Below are 24457 nucleotides of genomic sequence, written 5' to 3'. Positions count from 1 at the left end.
CCGCCGTTTGTACGAAAGCTGTACGGCTCCGCGGCAGGCTCCGCCGCATGGACATCGCACACCTTCCGCGGCGCACCTTCCTCCGCGGCGCCGCCGGGCTCGCCGTCGCCGGAGCCGCCGGGCTGCTCCTGCCCAGAGCTGCCGGAGCCGCGACCGCGCCGCGGATCTACAGCTGTGCCGAATGGGGGGCGCGGCCGCCCTCCGACGCGCTCACCACCCTGTACCACCCGGCGAACCGCGTCCTCATCCACCACATCGCCTGCCCCAACAGCACCGACTACTCCCAGCAGCACGCCTTCCAGGTCGCCCGCGACGACCAGCACGACCACATGGACAACAACGGCTGGTCCGACACCGGCCAGCACTTCACCGTCAGCCGCGGCGGGTACCGGCTCGAAGGGCGGCACGGCAGTCTCGACGCCCTGCGCGGCGGGACCACCATGATCCAGGGCGCCCACTGCCCGGGCCAGAACACCAACGCCATCGGCATCGAGAACGAAGGCACCTACACCAGTGTCGAGCCGCCCGAAGCGCAGTGGGCCTCGCTCGTCGTCTTCTGCGCCTACGTCTGCCGCCAGTACGGCATCCCCGTCGAGGAGATCAAGGGGCACCGCGACTTCTACAACACCGAGTGCCCCGGCGACCGCCTCTACGCCAAGCTTCCGCAGCTGCGAGACGAAGTCGCCGGGGCCCTCTGAACGCTCAGCCGATCGTGCCCAGCGTCCGCACGGCGTCGGTCGCCGCCGCCTGGTCCGCCGGGTCCGGCTCGGCCGCCGCGGCCGGGTGGGCCGAGGCCGCCGGGCGCGTGCAGCCCAGCTGCTGCAGTGAACCCTGGAGCCGGTCGGTCAGGAACTTCAGCAGGCCGACGCCGTCGTCCGGGGACGGGGCCGCCCGCAGCAGCCGGCGGTCGGTCGTGAGCCGGTCCAGTCCCGACGTCCGCAGGTCGCGGCAGTACGCCCGGGTGCTCGCCGACCGCCGGTCCAGTGGTGGCTGGTCGACGCCCGCGCGGTAGAGGTTCGCCTTGGCCTCGCTGGGTTTGCCGTCGACGAGCGTCATCGGGTCGCCCGGGGGCACCAGCGCGACCGGGGCGCGCTGCCCGGCCGCCGCCTGCAGTTCGTTCAACGCCAGGGACGTCGTCGGGCGGCCGCCGTCCGTCAGGTCCGGGGCCGTGAACGGCGTGCACCCCAGCGCCGGGTCCACGAAGGCGTCGAGCAGGCGGTTGTCGCTGCCGTTGGCGAGGGTGGCCGGCTTCCGGAGCGCCCGCGAGTTCGCGGCCGTGGCCTGGGCCGTCCGGCCGTCGGAGGTCGCGAGGTAGGTCGTGGTGACGTTGTCGCTCTGGTCCTGGTCCACCAGCGAGAAGTCCCGCACCGACGGGCACGCCCGGCCGTCCTTCGCCCGCCCGAGCGGCGGGATCCGCAGCTTGCCGGCGCGCGTCGCGCTGTTCGCCGCGGCGAAGAACGCCGGGGCGCCGCAGAAGGCGACCTGCCCGAACAGGGACCGGCCGAGGCCGTTGACGCAGGTCTTCGCCGCGGCGCCGCCGAGGGTCAGTGTGTCGCCGTTGAACCCGAACCACAGCCCGACGACGGCGCCGCGCGGCAGGGCGGGGACCACCGGCACCGCGGCGGGCGCGGTGCCCGCGTCGACGACGAGCGGGTGGTACACGGAAAGCCGCCCGGTGGCGGGGTCGAGCACGGTCGCTTCGACGAAGGCGCCCTGCGCGTCCTCCGCTTCGTGGCACGCGCCGAGCCGCGGGTCGGTCGCGGCGAGCTGGTACGGCGTGGCCAGGCCACGCGCGGACAGCGGGTTGTCGGGCACCTTCAGGGTGCAGCTCGGGTTGGGGGTCGCCACGGGCGCCGGGGCCGGGGTCCGCGGTGCGGCCACCGCGATCCCGACCGCGCCGAGCGACGCCGCGGCCGCCACGACGGTCACCTTGAGCTTCCAAGGCCGCTGCCGGTGGCGGGGACGAGTGTCTGGCATGAACTGTGCCTTCTTTCGGCCTCCTCACCTCACCCGGCGCAGGACGTTAGCACAGATAACGTCCTGATCACAGAACGGTTTCCGGGTGAAAAACCGGCATTCGCGGCGAATCGTTTCCGGTGAAAAGATCTCAGTGGAGGTAGCGCATCACGGCGCACAGTTCGGCCGGCGGCAACGCCCCCAGCCGCGCGATCTCGCCGCGGCGCACGTCCACCAGCGTCGTCGCGAGCTCCGCGCCGAACGCCGAAGTCAGGGCGGAATCCGCTTCGAACGCCGCCACCGCGTCCGCCAGCGACGTCGGCAGCCGCACCGCCGACGGCAGCGTCCCCGGGTCGACGTCCACCGGGTCCGGCAGTTCCGCGGACGCGTCGAGCCCCGCCAGGCCCGCGAACAGCAGCGCCGCCACCACCAGGTACGGGTTCGCGGTCAGGTCGAAGCACTTGACCTCGAAGTTCGCCGCCCGCTCGCGCTGCCCGGCCGGGCCCTGGACCAGCCGCAGCGGTGCCTCGCGGTTTTCCAGGCCCCACGCCGAAAACACCCCGGCCCAGTGGTGCGGTTCGAGCCGCAGGTAGCTGACCACCGAAGGCGCGCCGATCGCCAGCAACGCCGGCAGCCGCGAGAAGATCCCCGCGCCGAACGCCTCCGCGGTGGCCGTCAGGCCAAACCGGCCGTCGCCGCCGGCGCACAGGTTGCGGTCGCCGTCCCAAAGGCTCAGGTGGACGTGGCCGCCGTTGCCGACGCCGTCCGGCGAGAACTTCGGCGTGAACGACGCGCGCAGCCCGTGCCGGGAACTGACCGTCCGGATCGTCTCGCGCGTCAGCACCGCGACGTCCGCCGCGCGCACCGGGTCTTCGGCCGCCACCGACAGCTCGAACTGCCCCGCCGCGTATTCGGGGTGGACCTGTTCCACCACAACGCCTTGCGCGGTCAGCGCGGACACCAGCGCGCGCAGGTACGAAGCCTGCGCCGAAAGCCGGGCGTAGCCGTAGGCCGGGCCGGCGGTCGCCGAGCGCGGGTCGTCCGGCGCGTCGGCCGCCGTGATCACCCATTCGATCTCGAACGCCGTCCGGACGGTGAAGCCCAGCGCCGCGACCCGGGCCGTCGCGGTCGCGGCCAGCGCCCGCGCGTCCTGCGGGTGCGGCTCGCCCTCCTGGTCGTACTTCAGGACCGGCGCCCACGCCCAGCCCGGCTGCGCGGCCAGCGGCACGAGCGCGCCGAGGTCCGGGTGCAGCCGCAGGTCGCCGACCGGGCCGCGCGAATACGTCCCGTCGGTGATGTCGTCGGTGGCCAGGAAGAAGTCGAACGAGTTCGACGCGCCGACGCCCCACGCCGCCGCCGACCACAGCCGGTCCACCGGGACGGCCTTGACCCGCGCGATGCCGCTGTTGTCCACGAAGGTCAGCGCGACGAGCTCGACCCCGGCCGCGCGCAGGCCGTCGGCCCGGAGTGCGCCCTGTCGTGCGAGTTCTGCCCGATCGAGCTGGCTCATTCCGCTCCCGTCGATGTTCACTTGAGGTTTCACCGCAGAAAAGAGGTGGAGATCGTGTCAGACACCGTCGAAACCCGTCCAGGGCTGCGCCGTTCCCTCTCCGTCTGGCAGGCCGTCGGCCTGTCCGTGGCGTTGATGGCCCCCAGCATGGCCGCCAACATCAACCCCCAGCAGACCGCGGCCTCCGCCGGCCGCGCCGTCCCGCTCGCTTTCCTGCTCTCGGCCGTCGGCGTGCTGCTGGTCGCCTACGGGTTCGTCAAGCTCTGCCAGTACTACCAGCACGCCGGGTCGGTGTACGCGTTCGTCGGCGCGACGCTCGGCCCGCGCGTCGGCGTGGTCTCCGGCATCGGCCTGCTCGGCACGTACACGTTCTACGCCGTCGTCACCAGCTCGGCCGCGGGCACGCTGGGCACGGCCTTCCTGACCCAGGTGGGGATCTGGCCGGACCCGCCGTCCTGGGGGCCGTTCGTGCTGACGGCCGTCGCGCTGGCCGGCGCGTGGCTGCTGGCCGTGGTGCCCGCACGCCGCGGCACCAGCACGCTGCTCGCCGTCGAAGGCGCGACGATCGCGGTGATCCTGCTGGTCACGGTCGTGATCCTGGTCCGGCTGCTGGCCGGCAACGCACCGGGCGGCCGGTTCACCCTGGACGTGTTCGTCCCGGACACCGGGATGTCCGGCGTGTTCCTCGGCGCGGTCTTCGGCTTCCTGTCCTTCGCCGGGTTCGAAGCGGCGGCGACGCTCGGCGAGGAGACCCACGACCCGAAGCGCAACATCCCGCGCGCGATCCTCGGCACGGCGATCTTCGGCGGGGTGTACTTCGTCGTGGTCACCGCGGTCGAGATGATGGCGTTCGGCGCGGACGCGACCGCGTTCCACGACTCGCCGTCCCTGCTCGGCGACCTGGGCAGCCGGTACGCGGGCGCCTGGGTCGGCGACGTCATCAGCGTGGGCGCCGCGATCAGCGCGTTCGGCTGCTGCCTGGCCTGCGTCGTCGGCGGCTCGCGGCTGCTGTTCGCCCTCGGGCGCGACGCGTTCGGCGGCCGCGGCATCGGCCGGACGTCCGGCCGCGGCACCCCGGTGGCGGCGGTGAGCGCGGTGACCGCCGCGGCGGTGCTGATCATCCTGGTGTGCGCGCTGTTCTTCGGCGCGACCGCGTCGGACACCTTCGCCTGGAGCGGTTCGATCGGGACGCTCGTCCTGCTGGTGATCTACCTGCTCACGACGGTCGGCGCGATCCTGCTGCTGTTCGTGAAGCGCCGCATGCGGGTGCCGGTGTGGCACCTCGTGTTCCCGATCGGCGCGCTCGCCGTGCTCGGGTACACCGTGTACGTCAATGTGGTGCCGTACCCGGCCGACGGCCCCGCGCGGTGGTTCCCCGTGGTGGCCGGGGCGGTGCTGGTGCTGGCCGTGATCTTGGTGCTGTCCGCGCCCGGCTTCGCTCGTAGGGTGGGGGAGAGGCTGACCACCGTGGACGGAGGCGCATGACCGACCTGCTCCCGTTCGTCGCGGACCTGCCGCTGGTGGACCACCACTGCCACGGCGTCGTCACCGAAGACGTCGCCCGCGCGGAGTTCGAGGCGATGCTGACCGAGGCGGACACGCCGTCGCCGCTCGGCACCAGCCTGTTCGACTCGCTGATCGGGCTGGCCGTGCGCGAACGCTGCGCGCCCGTGCTCGGCCTGCCGAAGCACGCGGAAGCCGCCGCCTACCTCGAACGCCGCGCCGAACTGGGCGCGGCGGAGGTGGCGCGGCGGTTCCTGCGGGCCACCGGCACGACGGACTTCCTGCTGGACGGCGGGTTCCTCCCGGACGCGCTGACCACGACGGCGGAGTTCGCGGAGCTGTCGGGCACCCGCGCGCACGACATCGTCCGGCTGGAACAGGTCGCGGAGGCGGTGATCGACGGAACGACCGCGCAGGGGTTCGCCGCGGCCTTCGCGGACGAGCTGGGGAAACGCGCCGCGACCGCCGTCGGGCTCAAGTCGATCGCGGCCTACCGCGTCGGCCTCGACCTGGCGGGGGAGCGGCCGTCCGCGGCGGAGGTGACCGCCGCCGCCGGACGCTGGCTGCGCGCCGGAACCGCCCGGCTCGCCGACGAGGTGCTGCACCGGCACCTCGTCTGGACCGGCCTCGACCTGGGCCTGCCGGTGCAGTTCCACGTCGGCTACGGCGACTCCGACGTCGACCTGCACCGCTGCGACCCGCTGCGGCTCACCGCGCTGCTGCGGGCCACCCGGGACCTCGGCGTGCCGATCCTGCTGCTGCACAACTACCCGTTCCACCGCAACGCCGCCTACCTCGCGCAGGTCTTCGAGCACGTCTTCGCCGACGTCGGCCTGGCCACGCACAACGCGGGCTTCCGCGCGCCGGCGATCCTCGCCGAGCTGCTGGAGATCGCGCCGTTCGGCAAGGTCCTCTTCTCCACCGACGCGTTCGGCCTGGCCGAGCTGTACCACCTGGGCACCGCCCTGTTCCGGCAGGGACTTTCGGACTTCCTGCGCGCCGCGCTCGACGCCGGTGCGATGTCCGAAGTGGACGCCGTCCGGCTGTGTGCTTTGGTGGGACACGAGAACGCGAAGAGGATCTACCGCTGGGAGCACGCGTGAACGACCTCTGGGACCGCTGGACGCGGGCCATCGCCGACGAGCTGCCCGCCGCCGTCGAGCTGCGGCACGCGGTGCACGCCGACCCGCGCGGCTCCGGCGACGAGGAGGACACCGCCCGCCTGGTCGCCGCCGCGCTGGGCGCCGGTGACGGCACCCGCGTCGCCAAGACCGGCCGCGCGATCCCGCTGCCGGGCGGCGACGGCCCGGTCGTCGCGCTGCGGGCCGAGCTCGACGCCCTGCCGGTGCTGGAGGGCACCGGCGTGGCGTGGGCGTCGGAGAACGGCCTGATGCACGCCTGCGGCCACGACGTCCACCTGGCCGCGCTGGTCGCGGTCGGCCGCGCGGCGGTCCGCGTCGGCGTCCCGCGGCCGATCCTGGCGCTGCTGCAGCCGCGGGAGGAGACGTCGCCGCCGGGCGCGCTCGACATCGTCGAGTCCGGCGTGCTGGCCGGGGCCGGGGTGGCCGCGGTGATCGGCGCGCACGTCCAGCCGCGGATCGCGCACGGCGTCGTCGCGGCGGTGCCGGGCCCGGTGAACGCGTCCACCGACGAGTTCGAGGTGACGATGCACGGCCAGGGCGGCCACGCCGGCTACCCGCACCTGCTGCGCGACCCGATCCTGGCGCTCTCGCAGCTGGTCGTGAGCCTGCAGCAGCTCGCGTCGCGGCGGATCGACCCGGTGTTCGGCGCGGTCTGCTCGGTCGGCCGGATCCAGGGCGGCGCGGCCGCCAACGTCGTCCCGAACAGCGCGAGCGCGTTCGGTTCACTGCGCCTGATGCGGGCCGAGGACCGCGAGACGGCGCTGGAAGCGCTCGCCGAGATCGTGCACGGCACGGCGAAGGCGCACGGCTGCACCGCCGAGCTGGAGATCAGCCCGTGCGAGCCGGTGCTCGCCAACGACCCGGAGCTGGCCACGGGCGCGCAGCGTTGGCTGGCGCACGCCGGCTTCACCGTCGACGACGGGTTCCGCTCGTTCGGCGCCGACGACTTCGCCCACTACTGCGGCGGGAAGACGCGCGGCCTGATGCTCTTCGTCGGCCTCGGCGACACAGCCGGCGTGCCCAGCCTGCACGACGAACGGTTCCTCCCGCGCGACCAAGCCGTGGTCCAGGTGGCGCACGCGCTGGTGGCGGGGTACCTGGCCGCTGTGGATGCGGAGACGAGCTAGCGCTACGGTGGCCGCGTGATGAGCGCCTACCTCGCGACGATCCCCAGCCCCGACCGCGGGGTCTGGCACCTCGGGCCGATCCCGATCCGCGCGTACGCCCTCTGCATCATCGCCGGCATCATCGTGGCGATCTGGTGGGGTGAGCGGCGCTGGGCCGCTCGCGGCGGCACCAAGGGCACGGTGATCGACGTTGCCGTGTTCGCTGTGCCGTTCGGCCTGGTCGGCGGCCGGTTGTACCACGTGATCACCGACCCCGAGCTGTACTTCACCGAGGGCAAGAACCCCTGGAACGCGTTCGCGATCTGGGACGGCGGCCTCGGCATCTGGGGCGCCATCGCCCTCGGCGGCGTGGGCGCGCTCATCGCCTGCCGCCGCAAGGGCATCCCGCTGCCGGCGATGGCGGACGCGATCGCCCCCGGCATCGTCGTCGCGCAGGCCATCGGCCGCATCGGCAACTACTTCAACCAGGAGCTCTACGGCGCGCACACCGACCTGCCGTGGGGCCTGGAGGTCTACCAGCGCTTCAACCCGGACGACCCGAACAACCTGCTCAACGGCGTCGCGACCGGGCATATCCCGCTGCCGGAGAGCCCGGTCCACCCGACGTTCCTGTACGAGCTGATCTGGAACCTGCTGGTCGCGCTGCTCGTGGTGTGGGCCGACCGGAAGTTCAAGCTCGGGCACGGCCGGGCGTTCGCGCTGTACGTCGCGGGCTACACGGTGGGCCGCGGCTGGATCGAGATGATGCGGACCGACACCGCGAACCACATCCTCGGCCTGCGGGTGAACGTCTGGACGTCGATCCTGCTGTTCGCGGGCGCGGTGGTGTACTTCGTGCTCGCCGCCAAGCGCGGGCCGCGGGAGTCGCCGGAGTCGCTGCGGAGCAAGGACGCCGTGGCCGAGGCACCCGCCGACGCGGAGCCGGAGCCCGAGCACGCCGGCGTGCCGGCCGACAAGCCGGGCGAGGACGCCCCGGAGGAGAAGCCGGAGAAACCGGCCGAAAGCTGACCCCACGGCGAAGGCCCCCACGCGGATCGCGTGGGGGCCTTCGCCGTGTTCAGCTCAGGAAGGAGCCGCCGAAGTAGTCGTCGTCCGCCGGGGTGTCGCGCCGGGTGCGCCGCTGGGGAGCCGAGGGCGGGGGAGCGGTGTCCTCGGCGAGCGGGTCGGCGAAGTCGTCGTCCTCCCACTCCGGCTCACGCCGGTGCCGCGCGGGCGGCTCCGGTTCCGGCCGCGCCGGGGACTCGGACTGCGGTTCGGTGGACCACCGGCCGGAGGGCCCGCCCGGCCGGCCGGGGTCGGCGGGCGGCTCGGGGGCGCGGCCGCTCGCCAGCGGGTCGTCGGGCGAGTAGCCGGCCGGTGCGGCGGGCCCGGCCGCGTACGGCGAGCGACCGGTGTCGGCCAAGGGGTCGGCGGGGCGGCCGCCGGTACGCGCCTCGAGCACCTCGTCGGGCGTCGCGCCTTCCCGGATCTCCTCGTACATCTCGTGGGCTTCGCCGAGCCGGCCCATGGCGAGCGCGCGGACCTCGGGGTCGGCGAACGCCTTGCCGGAGGCGACGTCCTCCCACGAGAGCTCGCCGGCGTCGACCTTCCGCTTGAGCAGGCGCAGCTGCGGCGGCGCGTCCGGCCGGGCCGCGGCGGCCTGCAGCGCCGCGATCTTCTCGGGCGACGCGGTCCGCTCGACCGGCGGCAGCTGGAGCTTCTCCAGATCCTTGAGCAGCTGACGCGACTTGCTCACGCTGCGGTCCAGTGCGGACTCGGCTTCCCGGATGGCCGCGGTCTTCCACGCGTCCGGCGGGGTGGGCTGGGACATGGGTTCTCCTAGTCGATTCGTCCGCTGATGCGCCCGCTGGCCGGGTGGCCGGCGGTGACCCGCTGCCGGCGTTCCTCCCGGCGCTCCTTGGTCTCTTCCTTGCGCTCGCGGTGCTCCTCGACGCCTTCCTTCGCCTTGTCCTTGATGTCGTGGACCCCGCCCGAGATGCTCTTCGCGTCGTCCTTGACGTCGCCGACGTCGCCGGCGATGCCCTTGCCGATGTCGAAGAGGTCGCCGACGTTCTGCACGTCCTTGATCTTCGCCAGCTGCGACCCGATGTCCTTCAGCGAGTTCCAGAGGTCGCCGACCTTTTCGACGATGTCCTTGATCATGTCGATGATCGAGATCAGCGCGTCGATCAGCGGGATGATCTCGCTGAGGGCGGTGATCGCGTCGGCCACCCAGCCGGCGATCGGCACGCACGCCTCGGCGGCCATCACCAGCAGCCGGTCGATCAGGCTCTTGAGCAGGTCGAGCGCCTTCGCGGCGAGCTTCTTCGACGTCTCGGAGAGCAGGTCGAAGCCCTTGGCGATGAGCTCGGCGATCCCGGCTTCGGCGGCCAGGCCGGCCTTCCAGCCGAGGTCGATGTACGCCTTGTGCGCCAGCGACGCCGGGCCGGTCCAGTGCTCGCCGAGCACCTTCTCGTTCTCCGACATCACCACCGACAGCGCCTTCACCGTCTCGCCGATGTTGCGCCACGCCACCGCGTCCGCCGACATCTTGGAGAAGTCCCCGGTCAGCGGCTCGATGAACTGCTGGGTCAGCGTGGTGCCGGTGATCTTCTGGTACACCCACTCGACGGCCAGCACCTCGACGCCGGCGTCCTTGACCAGGTCCTGGACGTCCTCGCCGGAGGTGTCTTCCGGCTTCTGCAGGGGCTCGGTGACCGAGCTGCCGTCGTCGAAGCCGTACGACGTCTGCGCACCCGGGCCCGGCGCGGACGAGTGCTCCTTGGGTTCGTCGCCGCCGTCGTCCTTCTTCTTCTTGCCTTCGGGCTTTTCGTCTTCGTCCTTCTTCTTTTTCGGCTTGTCCTTCGTGGACGCTCCGCCGTGGTGTCCGGTCTTGGCCACGTCGTTCCCCTCGTCTGCGTCAGGCCGGGTGCGGCATCGTCGGGAAGTCGTCGGGCACGCCGCCCGGCTCGCCGGGCGCGCCGCCCCGCGCCTCGAGCTTCGCGCGCAGCTCGTCGAGCATCTTCTTGGCGTTCTCGTCGTGCGTCGCGTAGGCGTTCGCCGCCGACTGGACGCCCTGGCTCAGCGAGCTCAGCCGGGAGTGCCCGAACTTCAGCGTCTCGCCGTAGAGGTTCCCGACCAGGTCGACGACCGGCTGCAGCACCGTGAACAGGCCGGTGAAGCCGGACTTGTCGCACGCCGTCGAGCGCATGTACTCGTCGATCTTGGTCACGGCCTGGTGCAGGCCGTCGACGACCTGGGCGTACTCGCGCATCGCCGCGGGGTCGACTTCGAAGTCGGCCACGGATCTCCCCCTCGCTGTCCCCTGATGATCCCTCGGTCGGGCAACACTATGACACCAGGTGGACACGGGGCGTGGGTGGTTCGGCGAAAAAGGCCGGTCAGGCCAGGTCGGGCAGGCCCAGCTCCAGGTTGGGGGCCTGCAGGCCGCCGTCGACTTCGAGGATCTTGCCGGTGAGGTAGCCGCCGGCCCGCGACGCCAGGAACACCACGGTGGCCGCGATGTCCTCGGCGTCGCCGATGCGCTTCAGCGGGGTCGCGGACTCCATCTTCTCCCGCAGCTCCGGGTTGCCGGCGACGATCTCCAGTGCCGACGTCAGGACCGAGCCGACCGAGATCGCGTTGACCCGCACCCGGGGCGCCAGGTCGGCGGCCGCCAGGCGCGTGTAGTGGGCCAGCGCCGCCTTCGCCGTTCCGTACGCCGCGAAGCCGCGGCCGGACACCCGGCCCATCACCGACGAGATGTTGACGACCGAACCGCCGGTCTCCACCAAGGACGGTGCCGCCGCCGTCGTCAGCGCGTGTGCGGTCGCGACGTTGAAGCGGAAGGCCTCTTCCAGGAACTCGGGCGTGGTCTCCAGCAGGGGCCGGGGGTAGGTGCCGCCGACGTTGTTGACGACCAGGTCGAGGCGGCCGAACTCGGCGACCGCGACGGACGCCAGCTTCGCGGCGGCGGCCGGGTCGGAGAGGTCGGCGGGCACGACGTGCGCGCGCCGGCCGGCCGCCGCGACGTGCGCCGCGACCTCCGAGAGCTGGGCTTCGGTGCGGGAGGCGATGACCACGTCGGCGTCCGCTTCGGCGAGGGCCACGGCCGTGGCCGCGCCGATCCCGCGCCCCGCGCCGGTGACCACGGCGACCTGGTCGGTGAGCTTGAACCGGTCGAGGATCATGCGCCGAAATGTAACACGTTCTAGTGACCGGCGGCACACTTCGGGGCTGCCGCGTCGGGCCCGTCACGTTAAGCTTGACGCGAGTTTCCGGGACGTATACTTAGCACAACGAACTACCGGGAACCCATCAGGAACTACGTCGTTCCGCGCAGCCAGATCGTTACCGTCCGACGTCGCTCGGGGCGCTCTGAACGGGTGCTGCCATGTTTCCCAGGTGTTAAAGTCGCGCTAACAAGCGGGCCATCGTCGTCCCGTGCGCTCCCCGGCCGGTAGCCCGGCCCCGCACGACAGACGAGACGACGAAGGAGGTCCCTTCATGATCTTCTCCGCCATGCCCGGCAAGCAGGGTCTTTACGACCCGGAGACCGAACAGGACTCCTGCGGTGTGGCCATGGTGGCCGACATCCGCGGGCGCCGCTCCCACGGCATCGTCACCGACGGCCTGGCCGCGCTGACCAACCTCGACCACCGCGGCGCCGCCGGCGCCGAACCGACCAGCGGCGACGGCGCCGGCATCCTGCTGCAGCTGCCCGACACGCTGCTGCGCGCCGAAGCCGGCTTCGCGCTCCCCGAACCCGACGAGCACGGGCACCACACCTACGCCGCCGGCATCGCGTTCCTCCCCGAAGACGCCGAGCAGCGCCGCAAGGCCGTCGAGCTCGCGGAACGCATCGCCGTCGAAGAAGGACTGGAGGTCCTCGGCTGGCGCGAGGTCCCCGTCGACGCCGACCGCGCCGACATCGGCCCGACCGCCCGCTCGGTCATGCCGCACTTCGCGATGCTTTTCGTCAGTGGCGACGGGAAAGCGGGCCTCGAGCTCGACCGCCTCGCCTTCTGCCTGCGCAAGCGCGTCGAGCACGAGAGCGCGAACTCGGGCTGTGGCACGTACTTCCCGTCGCTGTCCTCGCGAACCATCGTCTACAAGGGCATGGTCACGCCGGAGCAGCTGCCCGCGTTCTTCGCCGACCTGCGCGACGAGCGGCTGGAAAGCGCCATCGCGCTGGTGCACTCCCGTTTCTCCACCAACACCTTCCCGTCGTGGCCGCTGGCCCACCCGTTCCGGTTCGTGGCCCACAACGGCGAGATCAACACCATCCGCGGCAACCGCAACCGCATGCGGGCCCGCGAGGCGCTGCTGGAGTCCGAACTCCTGCCCGGCGACCTGACCCGGCTCTTCCCGATCTGCTCGCCGGACGCGTCCGACTCGGCGTCGTTCGACGAGGTCCTCGAGCTGCTGCACCTCGGCGGCCGGTCGCTGCCGCACGCGGTGCTGATGATGATCCCGGAGGCGTGGGAAAACCACGCCACGATGAAGCCGGAACGCCGCGCGTTCTACCAGTTCCACGCGAGCCTGATGGAGCCGTGGGACGGCCCGGCGTGCGTCACCTTCACCGACGGCACCCTGGTCGGGGCGGTCCTGGACCGCAACGGCCTCCGTCCCGCGCGCTGGTGGCGCACGGCGGACGACCGCGTCGTGCTCGCCAGCGAGGCCGGCGTCCTCGACGTCGCACCGAAGGACGTCGTGGCCAAGGGGCGCCTCAAGCCCGGCCGGATGTTCCTCGTGGACACCGAAGCCGGCCGGATCGTGGACGACGAAGAGGTCAAGTCCGCGCTCGCCGGGAAGCTCCCGTACGAGGGCTGGCTGCATGCGGGCCTGCTGAAGCTCGCCGAGCTGCCCGACCGCGACCACGTCGTGCAGAGCCACGACTCGGTGCTGCGCCGCCAGCTTTCCTTCGGCTACACCGAAGAAGAGCTGAAGATCCTCCTCGCGCCGATGGCCGAGAAGGGCGCCGAGCCGATCGGTTCGATGGGCTCGGACACCCCGCCCGCGGTGCTGTCGAAGCGATCCCGGCTGCTCTACGACTACTTCAAGCAGAACTTCGCGCAGGTGACCAACCCGCCGCTGGACGCGATCCGCGAAGAGCTCGTCACGTGCATGGCGCGGATCATGGGCCCGGAGCGCAACCTCCTGGCCCCGGGGCCGGCGTCCTGCCGCCACCTCAAGCTGCCGTACCCGGTCATCGACAACGACGAGCTCGCCAAGCTCATCCACATCAACGACGACGGCGACCTGCCCGGCTTCGCCTGCAGCGTCCTTTCCGGACTGTACGAAGTGGACGGCGGCGCCGAGGCGCTGGCCGGCGCGATCGAGCGCGTCCGGCGGGAGGCGTCCGAGGCGATCGCCGCCGGCGCGCGCACGCTGGTGCTGTCCGACCGCGACTCCGACCACCGGATGGCGCCGATCCCGTCGCTGCTGCTGGTCTCCGCGGTGCACCACCACCTGGTCCGCACCAAGGAACGCCTGCGCGTCGCGCTGGTCGTCGAATCCGGCGACGCCCGCGAGGTGCACCACATCGCGCTGCTGCTCGGCTACGGCGCCGCCGCGGTCAACCCGTACCTGGCCTTCGAGACCATCGAGGACATGATCGGGCAGGGCGCGGTCACCGGCATCGAGGCGGGCAAGGCGGTCCGCAACTACGTGCAAGCGCTCGTCAAGGGCGTCCTGAAGATCATGTCCAAGATGGGCATCTCGACGGTCGGCGCGTACACCGCCGCCCAGGTCTTCGAGTCCCTCGGCCTCGGCCAGGACCTGCTCGACGAGTACTTCACCGGCACGTCGTCGAAGCTCGGCGGCGTCGGCCTGGAGGTGCTCGCCGAAGAGGTCGCCGTCCGGCACCGCCGCGCGTACCCGGACAACCCGACCGAGCGGGTCCACCGCGGACTCGACACCGGCGGCGAGTACGCCTACCGCCGCGAGGGCGAGCTGCACCTGTTCACCCCGGAGACGGTGTTCCTGCTGCAGCACGCGTCCAAGACCGGCCGGGACGAGGTGTACCGCAAGTACACCGACGAAGTGCACCGCCTCTACCGCGAGGGCGGCACGCTGCGCGGGCTGTTCTCGTTCTGCAACGGCGTGCGCGAGCCGATCCCGCTCGACGAGGTCGAGCCCGCGGAGGCGATCTTCAAGCGCTTCAACACCGGCGCGATGTCGTACGGCTCGATTTCGGCCGAGGCGCACGAAACCCTGGCCATCGCGATGAACCGCATCGGCGGCCGGTCCAACACCGGTGAGGGTGGCGAAGACCCCGAGCGGCTCTACGACCCCGAGCGCCGCAGCGCGATCAAGCAGGTCGCCTCCGGCCGCTTCGGCGTCACCAGCGAGTACCTGGTCAACGCCGACGACATCCAGATCAAGATGGCGCAGGGCGCGAAGCCCGGCGAGGGCGGTCAGCTGCCGCCGAACAAGGTGTACCCGTGGATCGCGCGGACCCGGCACTCCACGCCGGGCGTCGGCCTCATTTCGCCGCCGCCGCACCACGACATCTACTCCATCGAGGACCTGGCCCAGCTGATCCACGACCTCAAGAACGCCAACGAGCACGCCCGCATCCACGTGAAGCTGGTGTCCTCTTTGGGCGTCGGCACCGTCGCGGCCGGTGTGTCCAAGGCGCACGCGGACGTCGTGCTCATCTCGGGCCACGACGGCGGCACCGGCGCGTCCCCGATGAACTCGCTCAAGCACGCGGGCACGCCGTGGGAGATCGGCCTCGCCGAGACCCAGCAGACGTTGCTGCTCAACGGGTTGCGCGACCGGATCACCGTGCAGGTGGACGGCGCCATGAAGACCGGGCGCGACGTGGTGATCGCGGCGCTGCTCGGCGCCGAGGAGTACGGCTTCGCGACGGCCCCCCTCGTCGTCGCGGGGTGCATCATGATGCGCGTCTGCCACCTCGACACCTGCCCGGTCGGCGTCGCCACGCAGAGCCCCGAGCTGCGCAAGCGCTACACCGGCCAGGTCGAGCACGTCGTCAACTTCTTCAAGTTCGTCGCGGAAGAGGTCCGGGAAACCCTGGCGTCGCTGGGCTTCCGCACGCTCGACGAGGCCATCGGCCACGCCGAGCTGCTGAACACCGACGAGGCCGTCGACCACTGGAAGGCGTCCGGGCTGGACCTGGCGCCGATCTTCGAGATGCCGTCCGAGACGCCGTACGGCGGCGCGAAGCGGCGCACCCGCGGCCAGGACCACGGCCTCGAGCACGCCCTGGACCGCACGCTCATCCAGCTCGCCGAGGCGGCGCTGGAGGACGCGCACCCGGTGCGGCTCGAACTGCCGGTGCGCAACGTCAACCGGACCGTCGGCACGCTGCTCGGCTCGGAGATCACCCGCCGCTACGGTGGCGACGGCCTGCCCGAGGACACGATCCACGTGCTGCTCACCGGGTCGGCGGGCCAGTCGCTCGGCGCGTTCCTGCCGCGCGGGCTCACCCTCGACATGGTCGGCGACGCGAACGACTACGTCGGCAAGGGCCTGTCCGGCGGGCGGATCGTCGTGCGCCCCGACCCGGAGGCCGCGTTCGCCGCGGAAGCCCAGACGATCGCGGGCAACACGATCGCCTACGGCGCGACCGGCGGCGAGATCTTCCTGCGCGGCCAGGTCGGCGAACGCTTCTGCGTCCGCAACTCCGGCGCCACGGTCGTCGCCGAGGGCGTCGGCGACCACGCCTTCGAGTACATGACCGGCGGCCGCGCGGTGGTGCTCGGCCCGACCGGCCGGAACCTGGCGGCCGGCATGTCCGGCGGCATGGCGTTCGTGCTCGACGTCGACCGCAGGAAGGTCAACCAGGACATGGTGGACCTGCTCAAGCCGACCGCCGACGACCTGGCGTGGCTCAAGAAAACCGTGCAACAGCACTACGATCTCACCCGCTCCGCGGTGGCCGCGTCGCTGCTCGGCGACTGGCCGCGCCGTTCGGTGGCGTTCACCAAGGTGATGCCGCGTGACTACCAGCGGGTCCTGGACGCGGCGAAGGCGGCCAAGGCCGCCGGCCGCGACGTCGACGAGGCGATCATGGAGGCCGCTCGTGGCTGACCCGACCGGTTTCCTGAAGTTCGAGCGCGAAGAGCCGAAGAAGAAGTCCTACGAGGAACGGCTTTCCTCGTGGGGCGAGGTCTACGCGGACGTCGACCCGGGCGAGCGCAACGAAAAGGTGCGCAAGCAGGCGTCTCGGTGCATGGACTGCGGCATCCCGTTCTGCCACTCCGGCGGCTCCGGCTGCCCGCTGGGCAACCTGATCCCGGAGTGGAACGACCTGGTCCGCCGCGGCGACTGGGCCGCGGCGAGCGACCGGCTGCACGCCACCAACAACTTCCCGGAGTTCACCGGGAAGCTGTGCCCGGCGCCGTGCGAGGCGGGCTGCGTCCTGTCGATCTCGCCGCTGTCCGGCGGGCCGGTGGCGATCAAGCGCGTCGAGCAGACGATCGCCGACCAGTCCTGGGAAGCGGGGTACGTCCAGCCGCAGGTGTCGGAGGAGTCCACCGGGCAGCGCGTCGCGGTCGTCGGCTCCGGCCCGGCCGGGCTCGCCGCCGCCCAGCAGCTGACCCGCGCCGGCCACGAGGTCACGGTGTTCGAGCGCGACGACCGCCTCGGCGGCCTGCTGCGCTACGGCATCCCCGAGTTCAAGATGGAGAAGAAGGTCCTCGACCGCCGCCTCGCGCAGCTGCGCAAGGAGGGCACCAAGTTCGTCACCGGCTGCGAGGTCGGCGTCGACCTTTCGGTGGAGGACCTGCGTACGCAGTACGACGCCGTCGTGCTCGCGGTCGGCGCGCTGCGCGGCCGCGACGACACGACGACGCCCGGCCGCGAGCTGGGCGGCATCCACCTGGCGATGGAGCACCTGGTGCCGGCCAACAAGTACGTCGAGGGCGACGGCCCGTCGCCGATCGACGCGCGCGGCAAGCACGTCGTCATCATCGGCGGCGGCGACACGGGCGCGGACTCCTACGGCACCGCGACCCGCCAGGGCGCGCTGTCGGTGACGCAGCTCGACCAGTACCCGACCCCGCCGTCCACCCGCGACGACGACCGCTCGCCGTGGCCGACGTGGCCGTACATCCTGCGCACCTACCCGGCGCACGAGGAGGCCGGCGAGCGCAAGTTCGCGGTGGCGGTCAAGCGGTTCGTCGGCAACGCCGAAGGCCGCGTGACGGCGGTCGAGCTGCAGCAGGTCCGCGTCCGGAAGGACCCGGCGACGGGCCGCCGCGAGGTGACCCCGGTCGGCGACGAGGTCGAGACGCTCCCGGCGGACCTGGTCCTGCTGGCGATCGGCTTCGAGGGTGTCGAGGAGATGCCGCTGCTGTCCGAGCTGGGCCTGTCGCTGACCCGCCGCGGCACGCTGTCGTGCGGCGCGGACTGGCAGACGGAGACGCCAGGGGTGTTCGTCTGCGGCGACGCCCACCGCGGCGCCTCGCTGGTGGTCTGGGCCATCGCGGAAGGCCGTTCGGTCGCCAACGCGGTCGACGCCTTCCTGACCGGTGCTTCGGACCTCCCGGCGCCGGTGCACCCGACGGCGTTGCCGCTCGCGGTCGTCTGATCGACACTGTCCGCCGTTCGGCCGTATCCAGTACGGCCGAACGGCGGATGTGTGTGCGTAACCGGGCAACTACTTTCGAGTAGCCATGTCGCTTTTGCGAACATTTACCGGTTGCGGAAGGTGGGCGTCTTGAAGCACACGACCCTCCGGGCAGCGGTGGTCACCGCGGTCCTCGCCCTCGCATTCACCCTGGTCGGCGCCCCGGCGCAGGCCGCACCGAGATCGTTCTGGACGGCCGCCGCGATGCGGGCCGCCGTGCCGATGGACACGCTCGTCAAGGCTCCCCGCGTCACACCGAAGGAGGTCGCCCGCGGGAAGAGCGCGATCATCCGGAGCATCCCCAACGGCGGAGGCGTGTGGACCGGCGGCGGCCAGGTCACGCACACCGCCGGCCGGGTGTTCTTCCTCTTCGACGGCCAGAAGGCCTCCTGCTCCGGGGACGCCGTCACCAGCGCGAACGGCAGCGTCGTCGTCACCGCCGGGCACTGCGTGAAGTACCAGGGCACCTGGCACACGCAGTGGACGTTCGTCCCCGGCTACGACAACGGCAACGCGCCCTACGGCCAGTGGACGGCGAAGTCCACGCTGACCACGCCGCAGTGGGAAGCCGGCGAGGACATGAACTACGACGTCGGCATGGCCGTCGTGAACCCGCTGAACGGGCAGAAGCTCACCGACGTCGTCGGCGCCCAGGGCATCGCCTTCAACCAGCCGAAGAACCAGAGCATGTACACCTTCGGCTATCCGGCGCAGGCGCCCTACGACGGGACCAAGCTGGACTACTGCAGTGGCAGCACGTTCACCGACTTCCTGCTGACGAAGGACCACGGGATGCGGTGCGACATGACCGGCGGGTCCAGTGGCGGGCCGTGGTTCCTGTCGTTCAGCGAAGGCAGCGGCACCGGTGTCCAGGCTTCGGTGAACAGCTTCGGCTACACCTTCCTGCCGGGCTACATGTTCGGGCCGTACTTCGGCACCGACGTGCAGAACCTGTACAACCGCGCGCAAGCCGGGTGACGTCCGCGCGCGCCCGTGGGCGCGAGTCCGAAGTGGACATCCTGCCCGGACTACGGCGTGACGCCGTCGCCCAGTGCCGGCCTCGACTACACGCACCCCGGCCGCACCATCGCGCTGACCCTCTCCTGGCAGGCGCCGCGGCGTGCTGCTGATGAACCCCGGCGGCCCGGGCAGTCCTGCGGACGGGTCCTGCCGTCCCGGCTGAACGACGTCCGCATGGCGGGAGCCGGGTTCTCCCGCCGTGCGGACTTGTGCGACGCGGATCAGGAGTCCCCAGCTCAGCACCGCACATCTGGGGTCATGCCAGCTCAGAGGCGAACCGGGCGAAGCCGAGGACGGCGCGAACCCTATCCTGGTGTTCGTGAACTGGACTGTGGACGTCCCCGTCGACACCCTGCCCGAACTGCCGCCGCTGCCGCCCGAGCTGCGCGCGCGGCTCGACAAGGCGCTGGCCCTGCCGGCCGCGCAACAGCCGGAGTGGCCCGACCCGGACGCCACCCGCCGGGTCCGCGGCGTGCTCGAGAGCGTGCCGCCGATCACCGTCCCCAACGAGATCGACCGCCTCAAGGAGCGGCTGGCCATGGTCGCCCGCGGCGAGGCCTTCCTCCTCCAGGGCGGCGACTGCGCGGAGACGTTCGAGTCCAACACCGAGCCGCACATCCGCGCCAACCTGCGCACGCTGCTGCAGATGGCGGTCGTGCTGACCTACGGCGCGAGCCTCCCGGTCGTGAAGGTCGGCCGCATCGCCGGCCAGTACGCGAAGCCGCGTTCGGCCGCGACGGACGCGCTGGGCCTGCCGGTCTACCGCGGCGACATCATCAACTCGCTGGTCGCGAAGCCCGAGCTGCGCGTGCCGGACCCCGGGCGGATGATCCGCGCCTACGCGAACGCGGGCGCGGCGATGAACCTGGTCCGCGCCCTGACCGGCGCCGGCATGGCCGACCTGCACCAGGTGCACGACTGGAACAAGGACTTCGTCTCGGCGTCGCCGGCGGCGCAGCGCTTCGAGGCACTGGCCAACGAGATCGACCGCGGCCTGCGGTTCATGTCGGCGTGCGGCGTCACCGACACGTCCCTGCAGTCGACGGAGATCTTCGCCAGCCACGAAGCGCTGCTGCTCGACTACGAGCGGTCGATGCTGCGCCTGGACAAGGCCGACGCGGCGAACCCGAAGCTGTACAACCTGTCGTCGCACTTCCTCTGGATCGGCGAGCGGACCCGCCAGCTGGACGGCGCGCACATCGCGTTCGCCGAGCTGCTGGCCAACCCGATCGGGCTCAAGATCGGCCCGACGACCACGCCCGAGCAGGCGCTGGAGTACGTCGAGCGGCTCGACCCGCGCTTCGAGCCGGGCCGGCTGACGCTCATCTCCCGGATGGGCAACGGCAAGGTCCGCGAGGTGCTGCCGGCGATCGTGGAGAAGGTCGAAGCGTCCGGGCACAAGATCATCTGGCAGTGCGACCCGATGCACGGCAACACGCACGAGTCGTCGACCGGCTACAAGACCCGCCACTTCGACCGCATCGTCGACGAGGTCCAGGGCTTCTTCGAGGTGCACAACCAGCTGGGCAGCTACCCCGGCGGCATCCACGTGGAGCTGACGGGCGAGGACGTCACGGAGTGCCTGGGCGGCGCCCAGGAGATCTCGGACATCGACCTCTCGGGCCGCTACGAGACGGCCTGCGACCCGCGGCTGAACACGCAGCAGTCCCTGGAGCTGGCGTTCCTGGTCGCGGAGATGCTCCGCGGCTGATCCTCGTGCCGGACGTCCCGAGGCCACCTCGGGGCGTCCGGGTCAGGAAGCGTCGACCAGCTGGGCCGCGGACTTCAGCACCGCGTCCCGCAGCGAGCCGACGTCCGGCACCGCTTCGCCGTTGACCTGCAGTCCGATGTGGACCGAGTCGCGGTACGTCGCCACCGCGATGCCGACCGCGTGGCGCGGGGCCAGCGGGACGAACGGGTAGACCTCCGCCAGGCGGGCGCCGCCCAGGGACAGCCGCGCCGGGGGCAGCGGGACCGTCGTGACCACCAGGTCGAACAGCATCGGCGCGGCCTGGCCCGCCCTGCGCGTGCCCAGGCGGTGCAGCAGCGGCGGGACGCGGTCGGCCAGCAGCGGCAGCGCGCCGGCGCCGCGGCTCGGGCCCGCCGCCTTGTTGCGCGTCATCGCGCGCCGGACCACCCGCAGGCGCTCGACCGGGTCGTCCTCGCCGACCGGCAGGTCGCAGAGGTACCCCGAGAGCTTGTTGCCGCCGAGCGGGTCGCCCGTCCGGCCGCGCACGCTCACCGGGATCAGCGCGCGCAGCGTGCGGCCGTCGGCGCGGTGGCCGCGGTTCACCAGCCAGCCGCGCAGTGCGCCGGAAAGCACCGCCAGCACGACGTCGTTGGTCGTGCCGCCGTGGGCCTGGCGGACCCGGCGCAGCTCCTTCAGCGGCAGCCGGACGAACCCGAGCCGTCGCTCGGCCGACGCCGGCGCCGAGATCGGCGAGAGCGGCGGCCGCGCGGCCCGCACGAGCGACGACGCGATCCCGGCCGTCTCGTTCGCCTGGCCCCAGACCGTGCCCAGCGCGTCCTTCACCGTGTCCAAAGTGGACCGTGGGGCCGGGATCCGCGGCGTGGCCGAAGTGCCGCGCAGCGGCAGTTCGACCCCGTCGAGCAGACCGGCTGTGACCGCGTACGCGCCCGCGCCGTCCGTGAGCGCGTGGTGCAGCTTGAGCAGCAGGGCGAACTTCCCGTCCGGCAGCCCGGTGGCCAGGGTGAGCTGCCACAGCGGCCGGGACGTGTCGAGCGGCTCGGCGATCCACCGCGACGCGTACGCGGCGAGCGGGTCCGGTTCGTACAACGTGCTGAGCGCGACGTGGTGAATGTGGTCGGCCGCAACGAAATCCGGGTCGTCGGCCCAGCTCGCCGCACCCGGCGGGAACAGCTCCGCGCGCGCCCGCTGGCGCAGCTTCGGCAGCTCGGCGGCCCGCTGCGCCAGGAGCGCGGTCAACGCTTCGGGGTCCACCGGGCCGCGAGCGGTGAACGTGACCACCGCTCCCATGTGCATCGGGGAGGTTTCGCTTTCCAGGCAAAGGAAAGCGACGTCGAGTGCGCTGAGCGGCGAGCCAGCCATATGCGACCTTTCCGGGTTCGCGGGTGCACGGCCACGTGCGTCGGAAGGGAGGAGACCCACTGCACCAGCCGGAGATGTCCGGCGGGTGGTCGAAGTGTTTCAACGACGCTAACTACCCACCCCATTCATCCATTCGAGATACCCCGGGCGCCGGTGCCCGGGGTCACAGATCGACAAACGCGCTAGTCCCCACGGGTGGGCTCGGGCTCTTCCGCCCGCACCACGGAGGTCCCCCATTCGGGGGTGAGGGCCACCTGCTTGCCGACGCGGCGCACCGGCAGGCCGTTCACCTGCCGCTTGCCCAGCCCCGGCCAGATCTCCGCGGCGTCCTTCGCCGCGGCCCGGATCGCGCCGCCGTCGAGCGTCGTGCGCGTCTCGGGGATCTCGCGGTCGGTCCACTGGACGACCAGCTTCAGCGGGCCGGCCGACGGGAGCGGCCACAGGAACACGTCGTGCTCGACGGCGAAGCGCGTGCCGCCGACCGGTTGCGCCCGCAGCACCGGTTCGTCCGGTTCGGACGCCGACGGCACCGAAACCGTCTCGGAGCTCGCGCGGCTTCCGTCGGCGTAGAGCACGCCGAAGAGCAGCCCGTTGTAGTCGGGCTTGCGCCGGTGGTCGATCAGCCCTTCGGCGGGGTCGTCGACCAGGCTGTCGCGCGAGAACACGGTGATCCGCAGGGTCATGGCCTCCGGCCACACGTCGATGGACCGCAGGGCCACCACCGTGCGCTCGGACCGGCCCAGCGGCTGCGCCCACGGCAGCACGGCCGGGACGATGTGCTCGCGCGGGGCGTCCGTCCAGTGCCGCCCGTTGAACGCGTAGAGCTCCTGTTCCGGAACGGGGAACAGGGGACGCTCACGGGGACCGCCGTTGAAGAAGGTCATCGGGCGGTCCGAGACGGGCTGTCCGGCACCATGCGCCCACGGTAGGACAACATCACGGGAATTGCCGCCCCCGAACGGGCGTACGGCCCTTGCCTCCCGTGATTCGGGACACAAGAGCCGTACGCTGAGTGACCGCTCAGTCGGTCAGCTTCAGTTCGCCGTTGCGCCGGGCGGACTCGTCCAGCTCCTTCTCGGCCGGCTTGCCCATGGCGTCCATCAGCTGCCGGGCCAGGCCGAGACCGGTGCCGCCGAGCGACAGGGCCTTGGCGAACATGTCGGACATGCCGTCGGCGCCGTTGAGCACGACCATGTGGTCGACGTTGCCGAACGCGCTCGCGCCCGCCTCGACGATCTCCGGCCAGCGCTCGGCCAGCTGCTGCGCGACGACCGCCTCCTGGTTCTCCGCCAGCGCCGCCGCGCGTGCCTTGATCGCGTCCGCCTCGGCCAGGCCCTTCGCCCGGGCCGACTCGGCCTCGGCGAGCCCCTTCGCCTTGGCGGCCTCCGCCTCGGCGAGGCCGCGGGCCTGGGCCGCGGCGGCCTCGGCCTCACCGGTCGCCCGGGTCGCGCCCGCCGACGCCTCGGCGCGGGCCTTCGTGGCCTGGGCTTCGGCTTCCGCGGCCGTCTTCACGCGCGTCGCGTCCGCCGCGGCCCGCAGCTCGGTCTCCTTCGCCTCGGCCTGCGCCTTGGCGATCTGCGCGTCACGGGCGGCGTCGGCCGTGGTCCGGGTGTCGTACGCCTTCGCGTCGGCCGGCTTGCGGACCTGCGACTGCAGCCGCTGCTCGGCCAGCGCCGCCTCCAGCTCGGCCGCCCGCGTCTCCTGGACGACGACCTCCTGGCGCGCGGTCGCCTCGGCCAGCGGGCCGGACTGCGACGCCTTCGCCCGGGCCTGGTCCACTTCGGCCTGGTAACCCGCCTGCTGGATCTGGCTTTCGCGGACCGCGGCGGCCTTCTTCGCGGCCGAGACCTGCTCGACCTCGGCGGCCTCCTGGTCGCGCTGCGCCTCGGCGATGCGGGCCGACGCGGCGATCGCGGCCGCGTGCGGCTTCCCCAGGTTGAGGATGTAACCGGACTCGTCGTCGATCTCCTGGATCTGCAGCGAGTCCACGATCAGGCCGAGCTTGATCATCTCCGTGGCCGAGGACTGCCGGACCTCGCCGGTCAGCGCGTCCCGGTTGTGGATCATCTCCTCGATGGTCAGCCCGCCCACGATCGAGCGCAGGTGGCCGGAGAACAGCTCGTGGATCGTGTCGTTCATGCCCTTCTGCTGGTCCAGGAACCGGCGGGCGGCGTTGGCGATCGAGGCGAAGTCGTCGCCGACCTTGTAGATGACGACCGCGCGCACGGTGACCGGCAGGCCCTGCTTGGTCACGCACGAGACCTGCAGGTTGACGCCCCGCGTGTCCAGCGACAGCCGGCGGGCCGTCTGGAACCCGGGCAGCACGTTCACGCCACGGCCGGTGATGATCTTGAAGCCCAGGCTGTCCGCGGTGTCCGCCCGGTCGACGCGCACGCCGAACCCGGAGATGATCAGCGCTTCGTTCGGCTCCGCGACCTTGTAGAGCAACCGCAGGATCCCGAAGACGACGACCAGCGCGACGACGAGACCACCGGCGGAAACCAGCACGATTTCCACGAGACTCATGGCACCGACCCCCTCGCTCTTCTG

18 protein-coding genes are annotated in these 24457 nt (G+C 71.9%); 9 read left to right on the top strand and 9 right to left on the bottom strand.

Translation table 11 applies throughout. The features are described 5' to 3' along the window. The first annotated feature begins 47 nt into the window (after positions 1-47). Positions 48-698 carry a peptidoglycan recognition protein family protein gene (locus ACWEN0_RS16875; protein ID WP_451974028.1) on the top strand — a complete coding sequence of 217 codons (651 nt, stop codon included), beginning with the start codon at positions 48-50 and terminating at the stop codon, positions 696-698. A gap of 4 nt (positions 699-702) precedes the next feature. Here ACWEN0_RS16875 and ACWEN0_RS16870 read toward each other — a convergent pair whose 3' ends face one another. Together ACWEN0_RS16870 and ACWEN0_RS16865 are read right to left on the bottom strand one after the other, a co-directional pair. After that, positions 703-1977: a hypothetical protein gene (locus tag ACWEN0_RS16870; protein WP_451974026.1), complete on the bottom strand. Its 1275-nt coding sequence runs from the start codon at positions 1975-1977 to the stop codon at positions 703-705. A 130-nt stretch (positions 1978-2107) separates the two neighbouring features. Beyond that, positions 2108-3466: a glutamine synthetase gene (locus ACWEN0_RS16865; RefSeq protein WP_451974024.1), complete on the bottom strand. Its 1359-nt coding sequence runs from the start codon at positions 3464-3466 to the stop codon at positions 2108-2110. Positions 3467-3520: 54 nt separating this feature from the next. On the opposite strand from ACWEN0_RS16865, the gene ACWEN0_RS16860 reads away from it, so the two are divergent. From ACWEN0_RS16860 to lgt, 4 genes are read left to right on the top strand one after another with little or no spacing between them, the layout of a single operon-like run. Beyond that, a complete protein-coding gene (locus ACWEN0_RS16860; RefSeq protein WP_451974022.1) occupies positions 3521-4951 on the top strand; it encodes an APC family permease in 1431 nt (476 codons plus the stop codon). Continuing rightward, positions 4948-6072: an amidohydrolase gene (locus tag ACWEN0_RS16855; protein ID WP_451974020.1), complete on the top strand. Its 1125-nt coding sequence runs from the start codon at positions 4948-4950 to the stop codon at positions 6070-6072. The genes ACWEN0_RS16860 and ACWEN0_RS16855 overlap by 4 nt, the downstream gene beginning before the upstream one ends. Continuing rightward, the gene (locus ACWEN0_RS16850) at positions 6069-7238 is read left to right on the top strand and encodes a M20 metallopeptidase family protein (RefSeq protein WP_451974019.1); all 1170 of its coding nucleotides are present in this window, start codon (positions 6069-6071) and stop codon (positions 7236-7238) included. Before ACWEN0_RS16855 ends, ACWEN0_RS16850 begins: the two co-directional genes overlap by 4 nt. An 18-nt stretch (positions 7239-7256) precedes the next feature. Then, complete coding sequence (lgt, locus tag ACWEN0_RS16845) at positions 7257-8246, top strand: prolipoprotein diacylglyceryl transferase (RefSeq protein ID WP_451974017.1); 990 nt, start codon at positions 7257-7259, stop codon at positions 8244-8246. Positions 8247-8295: 49 nt separating this feature from the next. Here lgt and ACWEN0_RS16840 read toward each other — a convergent pair whose 3' ends face one another. From ACWEN0_RS16840 to ACWEN0_RS16825, 4 genes are all read right to left on the bottom strand, one after another. Further along, positions 8296-9048: a hypothetical protein gene (locus ACWEN0_RS16840; RefSeq protein ID WP_451974015.1), complete on the bottom strand. Its 753-nt coding sequence runs from the start codon at positions 9046-9048 to the stop codon at positions 8296-8298. An 8-nt stretch (positions 9049-9056) separates the two neighbouring features. Continuing rightward, complete coding sequence (locus ACWEN0_RS16835) at positions 9057-10118, bottom strand: hypothetical protein (protein WP_451974013.1); 1062 nt, start codon at positions 10116-10118, stop codon at positions 9057-9059. Between the two features lie 19 nt (positions 10119-10137). Further along, positions 10138-10521, bottom strand: coding sequence for a type VII secretion target (locus ACWEN0_RS16830; RefSeq protein ID WP_451974011.1), 384 nt, complete (start codon positions 10519-10521; stop codon positions 10138-10140). A gap of 97 nt (positions 10522-10618) precedes the next feature. Then, a complete protein-coding gene (locus tag ACWEN0_RS16825; RefSeq protein WP_451974009.1) occupies positions 10619-11407 on the bottom strand; it encodes an SDR family oxidoreductase in 789 nt (262 codons plus the stop codon). 316 nt (positions 11408-11723) lie between these two features. Here ACWEN0_RS16825 and gltB point away from each other — a divergent pair, with 316 nt between their 5' ends. The 4 genes from gltB (at position 11724) to ACWEN0_RS16805 (ending at position 20548) form a co-directional block, all read left to right on the top strand. Continuing rightward, the gene (gltB, locus tag ACWEN0_RS16820; protein ID WP_451974007.1) at positions 11724-16277 is read left to right on the top strand and encodes a glutamate synthase large subunit; all 4554 of its coding nucleotides are present in this window, start codon (positions 11724-11726) and stop codon (positions 16275-16277) included. After that, positions 16270-17778 (top strand): glutamate synthase subunit beta, encoded by a 1509-nt coding sequence (locus ACWEN0_RS16815; protein WP_451974005.1) that lies wholly within the window; start codon positions 16270-16272, stop codon positions 17776-17778. Before gltB ends, ACWEN0_RS16815 begins: the two co-directional genes overlap by 8 nt. 129 nt (positions 17779-17907) lie before the next feature. Next, positions 17908-18795: a trypsin-like serine peptidase gene (locus ACWEN0_RS16810; RefSeq protein WP_451974003.1), complete on the top strand. Its 888-nt coding sequence runs from the start codon at positions 17908-17910 to the stop codon at positions 18793-18795. A 361-nt stretch (positions 18796-19156) separates the two neighbouring features. Continuing rightward, positions 19157-20548 carry a class II 3-deoxy-7-phosphoheptulonate synthase gene (locus ACWEN0_RS16805; RefSeq protein ID WP_451974001.1) on the top strand — a complete coding sequence of 464 codons (1392 nt, stop codon included), beginning with the start codon at positions 19157-19159 and terminating at the stop codon, positions 20546-20548. A gap of 42 nt (positions 20549-20590) precedes the next feature. On the opposite strand, the gene ACWEN0_RS16800 is transcribed toward ACWEN0_RS16805, so the two are convergent. From ACWEN0_RS16800 to ACWEN0_RS16790, 3 genes are all read right to left on the bottom strand, one after another. After that, the gene (locus ACWEN0_RS16800) at positions 20591-21907 is read right to left on the bottom strand and encodes a wax ester/triacylglycerol synthase family O-acyltransferase (protein ID WP_451973999.1); all 1317 of its coding nucleotides are present in this window, start codon (positions 21905-21907) and stop codon (positions 20591-20593) included. A gap of 182 nt (positions 21908-22089) precedes the next feature. Then, a complete protein-coding gene (locus ACWEN0_RS16795) occupies positions 22090-22791 on the bottom strand; it encodes a hypothetical protein (protein WP_451973997.1) in 702 nt (233 codons plus the stop codon). A gap of 136 nt (positions 22792-22927) precedes the next feature. Beyond that, the gene (locus ACWEN0_RS16790; RefSeq protein ID WP_451973995.1) at positions 22928-24433 is read right to left on the bottom strand and encodes an SPFH domain-containing protein; all 1506 of its coding nucleotides are present in this window, start codon (positions 24431-24433) and stop codon (positions 22928-22930) included. Between the last annotated feature and the right edge of the window lie 24 nt (positions 24434-24457).

The sequence above is a fragment of the Amycolatopsis sp. NPDC004378 genome (assembly GCF_053602455.1).
The sequence above is the reverse complement of the archived record's forward strand: the minus strand, read 5'-3'. Positions and strand labels throughout refer to the sequence as shown.